At 66.4% G+C, this 14,446-nt stretch carries 12 protein-coding genes; 7 read left to right on the forward strand and 5 right to left on the reverse strand.

Annotated elements, in window-relative coordinates:
- The first annotated feature begins 19 nt into the window (after positions 1–19).
- The 5 genes from ilvN (at position 20) to AC4BAR_RS09310 (ending at position 5,513) form a co-directional block, all read left to right on the forward strand.
- The gene (gene ilvN, locus AC4BAR_RS09290; RefSeq protein ID WP_490627572.1) at positions 20–511 is read left to right on the forward strand and encodes an acetolactate synthase small subunit; all 492 of its coding nucleotides are present in this window, start codon (positions 20–22) and stop codon (positions 509–511) included.
- Between the two features lie 45 nt (positions 512–556).
- A complete protein-coding gene (gene ilvC, locus AC4BAR_RS09295; protein WP_490627573.1) occupies positions 557–1,573 on the forward strand; it encodes a ketol-acid reductoisomerase in 1,017 nt (338 codons plus the stop codon).
- A 147-nt stretch (positions 1,574–1,720) separates the two neighbouring features.
- Positions 1,721–2,536 (forward strand): CDP-diacylglycerol--serine O-phosphatidyltransferase, encoded by an 816-nt coding sequence (pssA, locus tag AC4BAR_RS09300; protein ID WP_490627574.1) that lies wholly within the window; start codon positions 1,721–1,723, stop codon positions 2,534–2,536.
- A 236-nt stretch (positions 2,537–2,772) separates the two neighbouring features.
- Entirely contained in the window at positions 2,773–4,311 is a 1,539-nt protein-coding gene (locus AC4BAR_RS09305; RefSeq protein WP_490627575.1) for a 2-isopropylmalate synthase, read from the forward strand.
- 143 nt (positions 4,312–4,454) lie between these two features.
- The gene (locus AC4BAR_RS09310; RefSeq protein WP_490627576.1) at positions 4,455–5,513 is read left to right on the forward strand and encodes a serine hydrolase; all 1,059 of its coding nucleotides are present in this window, start codon (positions 4,455–4,457) and stop codon (positions 5,511–5,513) included.
- Between the two features lie 35 nt (positions 5,514–5,548).
- Here the strand turns inward: AC4BAR_RS09310 and AC4BAR_RS09315 are convergent, their stop codons facing one another.
- The 5 genes from AC4BAR_RS09315 to AC4BAR_RS09335 all read right to left on the reverse strand — a co-directional run bounded on the left by AC4BAR_RS09315 (position 5,549) and on the right by AC4BAR_RS09335 (position 10,979).
- Positions 5,549–6,337, reverse strand: a complete 789-nt coding sequence (locus AC4BAR_RS09315; protein ID WP_490627577.1) for an IclR family transcriptional regulator — start codon at positions 6,335–6,337, stop codon at positions 5,549–5,551.
- A 70-nt stretch (positions 6,338–6,407) separates the two neighbouring features.
- A complete protein-coding gene (locus AC4BAR_RS09320) occupies positions 6,408–7,151 on the reverse strand; it encodes an arginyltransferase (protein WP_490627578.1) in 744 nt (247 codons plus the stop codon).
- The gene (aat, locus tag AC4BAR_RS09325) at positions 7,148–7,903 is read right to left on the reverse strand and encodes a leucyl/phenylalanyl-tRNA--protein transferase (protein WP_490627579.1); all 756 of its coding nucleotides are present in this window, start codon (positions 7,901–7,903) and stop codon (positions 7,148–7,150) included. The genes AC4BAR_RS09320 and aat overlap by 4 nt, the downstream gene beginning before the upstream one ends.
- A gap of 83 nt (positions 7,904–7,986) precedes the next feature.
- Positions 7,987–8,805: a DUF547 domain-containing protein gene (locus tag AC4BAR_RS09330; protein WP_490627580.1), complete on the reverse strand. Its 819-nt coding sequence runs from the start codon at positions 8,803–8,805 to the stop codon at positions 7,987–7,989.
- The gene (locus AC4BAR_RS09335) at positions 8,802–10,979 is read right to left on the reverse strand and encodes a dihydrolipoyl dehydrogenase family protein (RefSeq protein ID WP_490627581.1); all 2,178 of its coding nucleotides are present in this window, start codon (positions 10,977–10,979) and stop codon (positions 8,802–8,804) included. Before AC4BAR_RS09335 ends, AC4BAR_RS09330 begins: the two co-directional genes overlap by 4 nt.
- A 121-nt stretch (positions 10,980–11,100) precedes the next feature.
- Here AC4BAR_RS09335 and egtD point away from each other — a divergent pair, with 121 nt between their 5' ends.
- Positions 11,101–12,063, forward strand: a complete 963-nt coding sequence (egtD, locus tag AC4BAR_RS09340) for an L-histidine N(alpha)-methyltransferase (protein ID WP_490627582.1) — start codon at positions 11,101–11,103, stop codon at positions 12,061–12,063.
- A gap of 56 nt (positions 12,064–12,119) precedes the next feature.
- Positions 12,120–14,426: a selenide, water dikinase SelD gene (gene selD, locus AC4BAR_RS09345; protein WP_490627583.1), complete on the forward strand. Its 2,307-nt coding sequence runs from the start codon at positions 12,120–12,122 to the stop codon at positions 14,424–14,426.
- The last annotated feature ends 20 nt before the right edge of the window (positions 14,427–14,446 follow it).

Here is a 14,446-nt window from a genome sequence, read left to right on the forward strand (position 1 = left end):
GCGAAAAGAGGAATCACCCATGAAACACATCATTGCTGTCTTGCTCGAAAACGAACCCGGCGCCTTGTCCCGCGTGGTGGGCCTGTTCTCTGCCCGCGGTTACAACATCGAGAGCCTGACGGTGGCCCCCACCGAAGACGCCAGCCTGTCACGCATGACCATCCAGACCCATGGGTCGGAAGACGTCATCGAGCAGATCACCAAGCACCTGAACCGCCTGATCGAAGTGGTCAAGGTGGTCGACCTGACCGAAGGTGCCTACACCGAGCGCGAGCTGATGATGGTCAAGGTGCGTGCGGTGGGCAAGGAGCGCGAGGAGATGAAGCGCATGGCCGACATCTTCCGTGGCCGCATCATCGACGTGACCGAAAAAAGCTACACCATCGAACTCACCGGCGACCAGAGCAAGAACGACGCTTTCCTGGAAGCCATTGACCGCAGCGCCATCCTGGAAACCGTTCGCACCGGCTCCAGCGGCATCGGCCGCGGCGAACGCATCCTGCGCGTCTGAGCGCGCCCATCCCCCCAACCCCAACGAATTTCAACAGGAGTGACCATGAAGGTTTTTTACGACAAGGACTGTGACCTGAGCCTGATCAAGGGTAAGACGGTTGCCATCATCGGCTACGGCTCGCAAGGCCATGCGCACGCGCAAAACCTGAACGACAGCGGCGTCAAGGTCGTGGTCGGTCTGCGCAAGGGTGGCGCCTCGTGGGACAAGGTTGGCAAGGCCGGCCTGAACGTGATGGAAGTCAACGACGCCGTCAAGGCCGCTGACGTGGTCATGATCCTGTTGCCCGACGAAGACATCGCCGGCGTCTACAAGAACAACGTCGAACCCAACATCAAGCAAGGCGCTTCGCTGGCCTTCGCCCATGGTTTCAACGTGCACTACAACCAGGTCGTGCCGCGTGCCGATCTGGACGTCTGGATGGTCGCGCCCAAGGCCCCTGGCCACACCGTGCGCAACACCTACACCCAGGGCGGCGGCGTGCCCCACCTGGTGGCGGTGCACCAGGACAAGACCGGCAAGGCCCGTGACCTGGCACTCTCCTACGCCATGGCCAACGGTGGCGGCAAGGCCGGCATCATCGAGACCAACTTCAAGGAAGAAACCGAGACCGACCTGTTCGGCGAGCAGGCCGTGTTGTGCGGCGGCGCGGTGGAACTGATCAAGATGGGTTACGAGACCCTGGTGGAAGCCGGCTACGCCCCCGAAATGGCCTATTTCGAGTGCCTGCACGAGCTCAAGCTGATCGTCGACCTGATCTATGAAGGCGGCATCGCCAACATGAACTACTCGATCTCGAACAATGCCGAGTACGGCGAGTACGTGACTGGCCCCGAGGTCATCAACGCCGAGAGCCGCGAAGCCATGCGCAACGCGCTCAAGCGCATCCAGACCGGTGAATACGCCAAGATGTTCATCCTGGAAGGCCGCACCGGCTACCCCGGCATGACCGCCCGCCGCCGCCTGACCGCCGAGCACCAGATTGAAGTGGTCGGTGCCAAGCTGCGCGCCATGATGCCCTGGATCGCCAAGAACAAGCTGGTTGACCAGACCCGCAACTGAGGCTTTCCCGCCTTCGGCCAGGGCCACTTCGGTGGCCCTTGTCGTTGGTGGATCAGCCTTCGCTGGGCTTACACTCGCGACACACGGGCCCGCCGCACCTTCTGGACGCGGCGACGGTTCTTTCGACACAAGACACAGGTTTGATTCATGTACGACAGTCCTGACACAGGCGCGCCCGCTGACGAGGGCCTGGTGGTGCGCAAGCGCCGCAAAGGCATCTACATCCTGCCCAACCTGTTCACCCTGGCCGCGCTGTTTGGCGGCTTCTACGCGGTGGTGATGGCCATGAACGGCCGCTTTGACCAGGCCGGCGTGGGCATTTTCTGCGCCATGGTGCTCGACAGCCTGGATGGCCGTGTGGCCCGCATGACCAACACCCAGAGCGCGTTTGGCGAGCAGATGGATTCGCTGTCCGACATGGTGTCCTTCGGCGCCGCGCCGGCGCTGATCGCCTACGAATGGGCGCTCAAGGGCCTGGGCCGCTGGGGCTGGATCGCCGCCTTTGTGTACTGCGCCTGCGCCGCCTTGCGGCTGGCCCGCTTCAACGTCAACACCAGCGTGGTCGACAAGCGTTATTTCCAGGGTCTGCCGTCCCCGGCCGCCGCGGCCTTGATGGCGGGCTTCATCTGGCTGATGACCGAGTCCGGCATCGGCGGTCCCGATGTGGCCTGGCCGATGTTTGTGCTGGCGCTGTACGCCGGGCTGACCATGGTCACCAACGTGCCTTTCTACAGCTTCAAGGACGTGAAGATGAAGAAGAGCGTGCCCTTTGTGGTGATCGTGGCGATTGCCCTGGGCATTGCGGTGATCAACATCCACCCGCCCACCGTGCTGTTTGGGTTGTTTGTGCTGTACGGCCTCAGTGGCTATGTGATTTACGGCTGGCGCCGGTTCAAGGGCCAGCCCACCAGCGTCATCAGCACCTCGACCGACGAGCCCGACGAGCGCGGCCTGCACAAATAGCCAGGGTCCGCCAACGAGTTCTCAGCACAGGCCCCACCCGGGCCCATCTTGTGCTAAAGTCAAAAACATGAAAACCATGGCCCTCGCCCTACTGCTGCTTCGTCTGAACGGGCGGAACCGGTAGCGCACGCGCACATTTTCCACAAGGCCCGTATGCATCCGCAGCGGGCCTTTTGCTTTGGGGCTTGGAGTTTTCAGGTTGTGGATGTTTCTGAATCGTTGACTGGAGCGAAGACATGGCTGACAAATTGATCATTTTCGACACCACCTTGCGCGATGGCGAGCAGTCTCCTGGCGCCTCCATGACCAAGGACGAGAAGCTGCGCATTGCCCGCCAGCTGGAGCGGCTCAAGGTCGACGTGATCGAAGCCGGCTTTGCGGCCAGCTCGAACGGCGACTTTGATGCGGTGCAGCTGATCGCCAACCACATCAAGGACTCCACCGTCTGCTCGCTGTCGCGCGCCAACGACCGCGACATCTCCCGTGCCGCCGAGGCCTTGAAGGGGGCGCCGCGATCGCGCATCCACACCTTCATCGCCACCAGCGAGTTGCACATGGAGAAGAAGCTGCGCATGACACGCGACCAGGTGTTTGAGCAGGCCAAGCAGGCGGTGCGCTTCGCCCGAAACCTGGTGGGCGACGTCGAGTTCAGCCCCGAAGACGGCTACCGCAGCGACGTGGACTTCCTCTGTCGCGTCATCGAGGCGGTGATCGCTGAGGGCGCCACCACCATCAATGTGCCCGACACCGTGGGTTATGCCGTGCCAGAGCTGTACGGCAACTTCATCAAGACGCTGCGCGAACGCGTGCCCAACAGCGACAAGGCGATCTGGTCGGTGCATTGCCACAACGACCTGGGCATGGCGGTGGCCAACTCGCTGGCCGGCGTGAAGATCGGCGGTGCGCGCCAGATCGAGTGCACCATCAACGGCCTGGGTGAACGGGCCGGCAACTGTTCGCTCGAAGAGGTGGTGATGGCGGTGAAGACCCGGCGCGACTACTTCGGCCTGGAGCTGGGCATCGACACCCAGCACATCGTGGCGGCCAGCCGCATGGTCAGCCAGACCACCGGTTTTGTGGTCCAGCCCAACAAGGCGGTGGTGGGCGCCAACGCCTTTGCCCATGCCTCGGGCATCCACCAGGACGGCGTGCTCAAGGCCCGCGACACCTACGAGATCATGCGTGCCGAAGACGTGGGCTGGAGCGCCAACAAGATCGTGCTGGGCAAGCTGAGCGGCCGCAACGCCTTCAAGCAGCGCCTGCAAGACCTCGGCATCCAATTGGAGAGCGAGGCCGAGGTCAACACCGCGTTCGCCCGCTTCAAGGAGTTGGCCGATGGCAAGAGCGAGATTTTTGACGAAGACATCCTGGCGCTGGTGAGCGACGAGAGCGTGACGGCGGAGAAGGAGCAGTTCGGCTTTGTCTCGCTGTCACAGCACAGCGAAACCGGCGAGCGGCCCCAGGCCACGGTGGTCTTTACCATCGACGGCAAGGAGGTGTGCAGCGCCTCGGACGGCAACGGCCCGGTCGACGCTTCGCTGAAAGCCATTGAGAGTCATGTGAAAAGCGGGGCTGAAATGGTGCTTTATTCGGTGAACGCGATCAGCGGTTCGACCGAAAGTCAGGGGGAGGTCACGGTGCGGCTGCAAAACAGCGGTCGGGTGGTCAACGGCGTGGGGGCCGACCCGGACATCATCGTCGCGTCAGCCAAGGCCTACCTGAGTGCGTTGAACAAGCTGCACAGCAAGGCCGACCGGGTGGCGGCCCAGGGCTGAAAGGGCTGGCCGGGACGGGAATTCCGGCCACTTGAGCTATATCGCGCAAGTGATTGATCTTGCGCGATATTTTTTGATTCGATACACTCCGTTACCGGCCAGTCAGTCAGGTCGCCACGGAGAATCTCTTCATGCAAGGTGCTATGAAACGATGGGTTGATGCCTTGTGCGGCATGCTGATGGTGGCGGCCTTGTCTGTGATGCCAGCCCATGCCGCTGACACCGACACGGCCAAGGGCAAGAAAAAGACCTCGACCAGTGCGTCCCGCAGCGCGGTGAAAAAGCCGGCCAAGGCCACGGTCAAAACGGCCAAGGGCCACCAGGCCACGGGGTCCCGCCGGGCGGCCGTGGTGCGGGTGTCCTCGCCTCCCAAGCCCAGCTTTGGCCAGCTGGCCGGTTTGCACGCGACCCGCGATCCGCTCGACTTCAAGTCCAGTTCGGTGCTGGTGCTGGACCAGGACACCAACGAGGTGTTGTTCAGCAAGAACGATTCCGCCGTGCTGCCCATCGCCTCGCTCACCAAGCTGATGACCGGTCTGGTCATCAGCGAGAGCAACCTGCCGATGGACGAGATGATCACCATCACCCAGGACGATGTGGACACCGAAAAAGGCAGCCGCTCGCGCCTGCGGGTGGGCACCGCGCTGAGCCGCGGCGAGTTGCTGCACCTGGCGCTGATGAGCAGCGAGAACCGGGCCGCCCATGCGCTGGGCCGGACCCATCCGAGCGGCTTGGCCAGCTTTGTCGGCATGATGAATGCCAAGGCCGCGTCGCTGAACATGAAGGACACCCGCTACGTCGAGCCCACCGGCTTGTCGAGCAAAAACCAGTCGAGTGCACAAGATCTGGCGGTGCTGGTGAGTGTGGCCTCGGCCGACCCCATGCTGCGTGAACTGAGCACCTCGCCCGGCCACCAGGTCGAGGTGGGCCACCGCACCTTGCAGTTCAACAACACCAACCGTTTGGTGAAAAGCCCGCAGTGGGACATTGGCCTGCAGAAAACCGGCTACATCTCCGAGGCCGGGCAATGCCTGGTGATGCAGGCCCGGGTGGCGGGCCGCAAGCTCATCATGGTGTTTCTGGATTCCATCGGCAAGTACAGCCGCATCGGTGACGCCGAGCGGGTACGCCGCTGGGTCGAGTTGCACAAGGACGATGTGGCCCCGGTGCGGGTGATTGCCCCACCCCGGGTCACTGGCTGATCGCCACCGCAGCCTCGCTGCGGGCACCCGCCGCTTCAGTCGGGGTGGCCGATCTGGTGGCCCAGGGCGGATGAAATCTCGCTGGCGGTGGCCTGCAGCTTGGGCAGCCAGCCTTCGTCGAGCCGGTCGGCCGGCGCCGAAATCGACAACCCCGCCACCAGCTTGCCATGGTCGTCGTACACCCCGGCGGCCATGCAGCGCACCCCCAGTTCCAATTCCTCGTTGTCGCGCGCCACGCCGTACTGGCGGGCCTTGGACAACTCGCGCTCCAGCGCCGGCAGCTGGGTGATGCTGTTCTTGGTGTGGCCGCTCAGGCCGGTGCGGGTGGCGTAGGCGCGCACCCGCTGCGGGTCGTCCACCGCCAGAAACAGCTTGCCCACCGAGGTCAGGTGCAGCGGCGCCCGGCCGCCGATGGCGCGCACCACCTGCATGCCCGAACGTTCGCTGTAAGCCCGTTCGATGTAGACGATCTCGTCACCCTGGCGCATGCTGAGGTTGACCGGCTGCTGGATCAGCTTGTGCAGGTTGCGCATCGGGCCCAGCGCGGCGTCGCGCACGTTCAGCCGGGCTTTCACCAAATTGCCGAGTTCCAGCAGCCGCATGCCCAGCCGGTAGCTGCCGGCCTCGGGCCGGTCGACATAGCGGCCCAGCGTCAGGTCGTTCAGGATGCGGTGGGCGGTGGAGGGGTGGAGGCCGGTCTTTTCGCTGATCTCTTTCAGCGAAATCGGCTCCTCGCGCGAAGCCAGCACATCCATCAGGGAAAACATCCGCTCGATCACCTGGATCGCAGGGCGGGCTGGGGGCGAACCGTCGGCCTTCTTCATCGGCAAAAAGGGAGGTGGGTCATGCGATGATTTTACACTGTGAAATCATCAAAGGCCTGTGACGGGGGGCTCAGCGGCTGTCCATCGGGCACCAGTGGCCATCGCGCAAGACCTCGTTCGGCGCGAAGCGGGCCTTGTAAGCCATCTTGGGGCTTTCCTGGATCCAGTAGCCCAGGTAGACATGGGGCAGGCCCAGCTTTCTGGCCTGCTCGATCAGCCACAACACGCCATGGGTGCCGTAGCTGCCGGCCACATCGGGGTCGTAGAAGGTGTAGACCGCCGAGATGCCGTCGTTCAGCACATCGACGATGGAGACCATGCGCAGCGTGCCCAGCTGCCCCTCCTCGGCCGGCTCGCGGAACTCCACCAGCCGGGAGTTGACCCGGCTCTGCAGCAGGAACTGGGTGTACTGGTCGATGCTGTCGTGGTCCATGCCGCCGCCCGAGTGGCGGCCGTTCTGGTAACGCAGATAAAGCTGGTAATGCTCGGGCACAAAACACAGCCGCAGGGCCCGGGCCTGCAGGTGCTGGTGTTTGGCCCAGGCGCGGCGCTGGCTGCGGTCAGGGGTGAAGGTTTTCACCGGCACCCGCAGCGGGATGCAGGCCTGACAGCCGTCGCAATAGGGACGGTAGGTGAACATGCCGCTGCGCCGGAAACCGGCGCCCAGCAGGCTGGAATAGACCTCGTTGTTGATCAGGTGGCTGGGGGTGGCCACCTGCGAACGGGCTTGTCGGCCCGACAAATAGCTGCAAGGGTAGGGCGCCGTGGCATAGAACTGCACGGTCTGCAGCGGGAGGTCCTTGAGGTGCGTCACACCGGTGCCGAAAGAAGTTCGTTCCAGTATATCGATTCGAAGCGCCACACCGGGGGCGGATGGGCCAAGTCCTGGCGCACCGCCCGCACAAAGGCCTGGCGGGGGATTTCCCGCGCGCCCAGCGAGGCCAGGTGGCGGGTGTTCTGCTGGCAGTCGATCAGCGCCACGCCCTGGCGCCGCACCAGCGCCACCAGCGCCGCCAGTGCGAGCTTGGAGGCATCGGTCTGCCGGCTGAACATGGATTCGCCAAACACCATCCGGCCCAGGTTGACGCAGTACAGCCCGCCCACCAGTTGCCCATTCACCCAGGTTTCCACGCTGTGGGCATGGCCGGCGCGGTGCAGCGCGGTGTAGGCCGCCACCATGTCGTCGACGATCCAGGTGCCTGCCTGGCCCTCGCGCGGGGACTGGGCGCAGGCCTGGATGACGGCGGCAAAGTCGTAGTCGATCCGGATCTCGCCACGGGCGTCGGCCTGGAAAGCCTTGATGCGCTGGCGCAGCGAGCGGTGCAGCCGGAACTCGGCGGTGGGCAGCACCATGCGCGGGTCGGTGCTCCACCACAGGATGGGCTGGCCGTCTGAAAACCACGGGAAGATGCCCTGGGCGTAGGCCTCGCACAGGCTGGGGACGTCCAGCGCGCCGCCCGCCGCCAGCAGGCCGGGGGCCGGCGAATCGGCTGGCCAGGCCTGGGCCACGTCGGGAAAAGCGTCCCCTGGTTCCAACCAGGGCAGCGGGGAAGGGTGGTGGGGCATGGGGGCGTTGGCAACAGAGGCACAGCGGCCAGTGGCTGTGGCCAAGCTATCTTAGGGGACGGTGGCCGGTGCCACCACGACCCTCAGCGGGCGTCGTTCAGGGCCCAGTCGTAGTCCAGAAAGCGAATCTCCAACTGGCCCTGGCGCACCCGGTCGCGGTCGGCGGGCGTGTCGGCCAGCGAGTCAGCGTACCTGGCGGCAAAGCCGGCCACCGAGGTCAGGCCGCGGTGGCCCCGCCGGAAGTCTTCGCCATACCAGTCAAAGATGCGCGACAACGCCAACTGGCCGCGCTGCGGGTCGAAGCGGTTGCGGCTGCGGTCGGCCATGAAGCGTTGGGCCTGTTGGGCCAGCTGCGCCTCCAGCTTGTCGGCGGTGTAGGCCTCCTCGCGCAGCATGGGGCAACCCACCGACGCGCAGTTGACCGCGAAATGCACCCGCGGCTCGTCGTAGCGGCCCGGCTGGCGCAGCATGCCGTGCTCGATGTCGTCCAGCGACAAGGTGCGGCCCAGCAGCGCCATCCATTTCTTTTTCCAGGGGCTGCTGAACAGGCTGCCCAGGTCCTTGATGGACGTCAGGTCCGGGTATCTGGACAGGATCAGTTCCACCGTGAAGGCGTTGTAGGCATTGATCAGAAAAGCTTGCTGCTGTGCCAGGGTGAACTTGGCAAAGGCCTCGCCGCTGACTGCGCTCAGGCCCTCCAGGTAAGCCTTCAGCGCCGACCGGTCGGCCGCGAAGCCGGCGTAGCGAACCTGGGAGGCCTGGCCGCCGCGCAGCACCACCACATGCTTTTTCAGCAAGGCGGTCCACGCGGCGTGGTTGTGGTCCATGGTGTCGGCGCTCACCCAGGGCGTCAGGCCCAGGGCGGCGCTGGCGATCAGCAATTGGCGGCGGCGCACGGTCATTGGCGTTCCCAGGTGTGGTAACGGGCCACCCACTCCAGGAGTTTCTTCGGGGCATGGGCCCGTTTCCACTCGCCGGCGGCGTACTTGTTGGCTTCGGCCAGGGTGGGGTAGGTGTGGATGGTGCCGAGGATTTTGTTCAGGCCCAAGCCATGTTTCATGGCCAGCACGAACTCGGCCAGCAGCTCGCCGGCCTGGGCGCCGACGATGGTCACGCCCAGGATCTTGTCCTTGCCAGGCACCGTCAGCACCTTCACAAAGCCATGGGCCTGGCCGTCGGCAATCGCGCGGTCGAGGTCGTCCAGGCCGTAGCGTGTGACTTCAAATGCCAGCCCCTGTTCGGTGGCCTCGGTTTCGGACAAGCCCACCCGCGCCACCTCCGGGTCGGTGAAGGTGGCCCAGGGAATCACCGAATAATCGGCCTTGAATTTCCTGAAGCGGCCGAATAGCGCGTTGACCGCTGCGTACCAGGCCTGGTGGGCGGCGGTGTGGGTGAACTGGTAGGGACCGGCGACGTCACCCACCGCAAAGATGTTGGGGTAGAGCGTTTGCAAATAGGCGTTGGTGTCGATGGTTTTGCGCGGCGTCAGCGGAATGCCCAGTTCCTCCAGCCCGTAGCCGCTGACCCGGGGGCTGCGGCCCACGGCGCACAGCAGCTCGTCGAAGGGCAGGGCGATCTCGGTGCCGCCATGGGTCACGACCAGCGTATTTTCGCCGCCGGTGGTGTCGACCCGGATCGCCCGGTGGTCGGTCAGCACGGTGACACCGTCTTCGCGCAGAGAGGCCGCCACCAGGGCCGAGACCTCGGCGTCTTCGCGCACCAGCAGGCGGGGCGCCATCTCGACCTGGGTCACGGCCGAGCCCAGCCGGGCAAAGCTTTGTGCCAGCTCGCAGCCGATGGGCCCGCCGCCCAGCACCACCAGCCGCGGGGGCAGGGTCTTCAGCGTCCACAGGGTGTCGCTGGTCAGCACACCGGCCTCTTTCAGGCCGGGAATCGGTGGAATGAGGGGGCTGGCGCCGGCGGCGATCACGATGTTGCGGGTGCTCAGCGTCTGGCGCTGGCCGTCGGGCTGGCTGACCTCCACCGTCCACGGGCCGGTGATGCGGGCATGGCCTTGCAGCACCTGCACCCCCAGCTGGGTGTAGCGCTCCACCGAGTCGTGGGGTTCGATGGCGCGGATGACCGCCTGCACCCGCGCCATCACCGCGGCGAAATCGACCTCGGCGCTGGCGCCCTTGAAGCCCAGGCTTGCCGCCTTCTGCAATTCCTTGGCCATCTTGGCCGAGCGGATCAGGGCCTTGCTGGGCACACAACCGAAGTTCAGGCAGTCGCCGCCCATCTGGTGGCCCTCAACCAGCGTGACCTTGGCCTTCACCGCCGCGGCAATGTAGGCCGAGACCAGGCCGCCAGCGCCGGCGCCAATCACCACCAGGTTGCGGTCAAAGGTCTTGGGCCTGGGCCAGCGCGCATAGACCTTGCGGGCCTGCAAGGCGTCGACGATTTTCTTGGCCACCAGCGGGAACACCCCCAGCAGCACCAAGCTGCCCAGCAGGCCAGGCGACAGGATGTCGCGCGCCGACTGGAGGGCGCCCAGCTGGGTGCCGGCGTTCACGTACACCGCGGTGCCGACCAGCATGCCCAGCTGGCTGACCCCGTAGAAGCGGGCTGCACCGATCGGTGTGAGCCCCATCAGCAGGTTGATCAGCCAGAACGGGAACACCGGCACCAGGCGCAGTGTCAGCAGGTAGAAGGCGCCATCGCGCTGCACGCCCTCGTTGACGGGCGCCAGGGTTTTGCCAAAGCGCGCCTGCACCAGGTCGCGCAGCAGGTGACGCGACACCAGAAAGGCCAGCAGCGCGCCCAGGCTGGAGGCAAACGACACCACCAGCAGGCCCACCCACAGCCCGAACACCGCGCCGCCGGCCAGCGTCAGCACCACCGCGCCGGGGATGGACAAGGCGGCCGCCGCCACATAGACGGCAAAAAACACCGCCAGGGTTTGCAGGGGCTTCGCGGCGTAGCTGGCCACCAGGCTGTCGCGGCTGGACTTCAGCTGGTCCAGCGTCAGCAGCCGCCCGATGTCAAAGTGCCGGTACAGCGCCACGGCCACCACCAGGCCCAGCGCCAGCATGACCCACAGCAGGGTGCGTGGCGGCTTTTTCGGTTTCGTCGTCATGGGCTGGGTGGTTTTCTGCGTGGGGTCGGGTTTTGCGAATCGGTCGCTGGGGGCACACCTGACCTTACACGAACCGCGCCCGCGGGATCGGCCGCCGGGGCGAGCCAGATAACATCGCCGAATGAAGTCCCCTCTGTTCCTCCAGATCCATCGCGACAATCCGGAGGCGGTGCGCCACGAATTGCTGGCCGGGCTGAGGGCGCCCCAGGCCCACACCTCGCCCAAGTACCTGTACGACGCCCTGGGGTCCCGCTTGTTCGAGGCCATCACCGAACTGCCGGAATACGACCTGACCCGTTTGGAAGCGGCCATCTTCACGCAGCAGATGCTGGCCATGGACGCGGTGCCACAGGGCGCGACCTGGATCGACCTGGGGGCGGGCAATTGCAAAAAATCAGCCAGCTTGTTCGGGCGCTTCACGCCCAGCCGCTATGTGGCGGTGGACATCTCGGTGGCGTTTTTGCGTGAGGCACTGGCCTCGCTGCAGCTGCAGCACCCGGCGCTGGACATGGTGGGGGTGGGCGTGGATTTCTCAGATGGCCTGGCGCTGCCGGCCGAGGTGGGGCATGCGGACCAGCCCCGGGTGCTGTTCTACCCCGGCTCCAGCATCGGCAACTTCCCACCGGCACAGGCGCAACAGTTTCTGCAAACGGTGCATGCCGCCTGTGGCCATCACCCCACCAGCGGTTTGCTGATCGGGGTCGACCTGGTCAAGGACACGCCGCAGCTGGAGGCGGCCTACGACGACGCGCTGGGCGTCACCGCAGCTTTCAACCTCAACCTGCTGCTGCACATCAACCGGCTGGTGGGCAGCGATTTCCGGGTCCGTGACTGGCTTCATCGGGCGGTCTTCAACACCGCGCTGTCGCGGGTCGAGATGCACCTGGAAGCGCGTGCCGCCACCGTGGTGCGCTGGGCCCAGGGCGAGCGGGTGTTTGCCGCGGGCGAGCGCATCCACACCGAGAGTTCCTACAAATGGACCCCGGCCCAGTTCGAAGCCTTGCTGCGCCGCGCCGGCTTTCGCCACTGCCAGTCGTGGACCGATGGGCAAGGCCGCTTTGCCGTGGTCTGGGCCGGTGTGTGAGGCCCGGGCGCCACACCCTCCCCACAGCCATCGGCCGACGTTGTTGGAGCCCTTGAATGCAAGCGTCTGAACAGCCTGTGTTGCGCGACATCGTGCTGGTGGGCGGTGGGCACAGCCATGTGGGTGTGTTGCGCCGCTTCGGCATGCGGCCTGAGCCCGGCGTGCGCCTTACCCTGGTCTGCAACACGGTGGACACGCCTTATTCGGGCATGTTGCCAGGCTACATCGCCGGCCACTACGGCTACGACGATGTCTACATCGACCTGCCCCGGCTGTGTGTGTTTGCCCAGGCCCGTTTCATCCACGACGAGGTGGTGGGGCTGGACCTGGCCCATGGCAAGCTGCTGTGCCGGGAGCGCCCGCCGATGGCCTACGACCTGTGTTCCATCAACATCGGCTCGGCCCCGCGCATGGCCGACGTGCCCGGGGCCACCGCGCACGCGGTGCCGGTCAAGCCCATTCCACGCTTCAACGCCCGCTGGCTGGCGCTGCTGGAGAGGGTGCGTCAACAGCCGGGGCGGCTGACGGTGGCCGTGGTGGGCGGCGGCGCCGGTGGGGTGGAGCTGACGCTGGCCATGCAGCACCGGCTGCGGCAGGAGCTGGCCGCGCTGGGGCGGGACAGTGACGCGCCGCAGTTCCATTTGTTCACCCGCGACGCCGAACTCATGCCCACCCACAACGCCGGCGTGCGGCGCCGCTTCACCCGGGTGCTGTCGCAGCGCGGGGTGCAGCTGCACCTGAACGCCGAGGTGACCGAACTGGCCCCCGGCCAGCTGCGTGCCGGCGACGGCACGCAGCTGGCGGCCGACGAGGTGGTCTGGGTCACGCAGGCCGCGGGGCCGGCCTGGCTGGGCCAGACCGGCCTGGCCCTGGACGGCGGTGGCTTCATCCGCGTCAATGAGCACCTGCAGAGCAGCGACCCGCGGGTGTTTGCGGCCGGCGACATCGCCGCCTTCGGCCCCCGCCCGCTGGAGAAGGCCGGCGTGTTCGCGGTGCGCATGGGTCCGCCGCTGGCCGACAACCTGCGCCGCGCCGCCCGGGGCGAGGCGCTGGGGGTGTACTGGCCGCAGCGCCACTGGCTGTCGCTGGTCAGCACCGGCGACCGGCATGCGGTGGCCTCGCGGGGCACGCTGGGTGTGGCCGGTGACTGGGTCTGGCGCTGGAAAGACGCGATCGACCGGCGCTTCATGCGGCGCTTCAGCGAATTCCCGCCCATGGCCATGGCCGCTGCCGCGCCGCCGGTCAAGCTGGCGCTGAGCGCCGACGAGTCGCAGCAGGCCTTGTCGGCCATGGCCATGCGCTGCGGCGGCTGTGGCGCCAAGGTCGGGGCCACGGTGTTGTCGCGCGCGCTGCAGGCCTTGGCGCCGGTGCCGCGCGACGACGTGCTGATCGGCCTGCACGCGCCCGACGACGCGGCCGTGCTGCGGGTGCCGCCGGGCAAGGCCATGGTGCACACGGTGGACTTCTTCCGCGCCTTCATCGACGACCCCTACCTGTTCGGCCAGATCGCCGCCAACCATGCGCTGGGCGACATCCACGCCATGGGCGCCGCGCCGCAGTCGGCCACCGCGGTGGTCACCGTGCCACCTGGCCTGGAGGCCAAGGTGGAGGAGCTGCTGTTCCAGATGATGGCCGGCGCGGTGGCCGTGCTCAACGCCGCCGGCTGCGCCCTGGTGGGTGGCCACACCGGCGAGGGCCAGGAGCTGGCGCTGGGCTTTGCCATCAACGGCCTGGTTGACGAGTCACTGGCCACGGTGCTGCGCAAGGGCGGCATGCAGGCCGGTGATGTGCTGCTGCTGACCAAGCCCATCGGCACCGGCACGCTGTTCGCCGCCTACCCGCAGGCCACCCGCATGGCGGGCTTTCGCGGCCGCTGGGTTTCGCAGGCCCTGCAGTCCATGGGGGTGTCCAACCGGGACGGCGCCCGCATCCTGGCCGCGCACGGCGCCACCGCCTGCACCGACGTCACCGGCTTTGGCCTGCTGGGCCACCTGGTGGAGATGACGCGCCCGTCCGGTGTGGACGCTGAACTGAACCTGTCGGCACTGCCGGTGCTGGACGGCGCCGAAGCCTGCCTGGCAGCCGGCTTCGCCAGCTCGCTGGCGCCGGCCAACCTGCGGCTGCGGCGGGCCTTGCGCAACCAGGCGGCCTTTGTGCAGCACCCACGCCACCCGTTGATTTTTGACCCGCAAACCGCCGGTGGCTTGCTGGCCAGCGTGCCGGCCGCCCAGGCCACCGCCTGCCTGCAGGCCTTGCGCGACGGCGGCTACCCGCTTGCGGCGGTGATTGGCCGCGTCCTGCCGCCGTCGGACGCGCTGGCGCCCGTCGTGTTGTGTGCCGCCCCTGCCAGCGGCGCGGCGTGAACCCGCAGCAGCCGATTCCG

Source organism: Rhodoferax sp. SPJ4, from assembly GCF_058216275.1.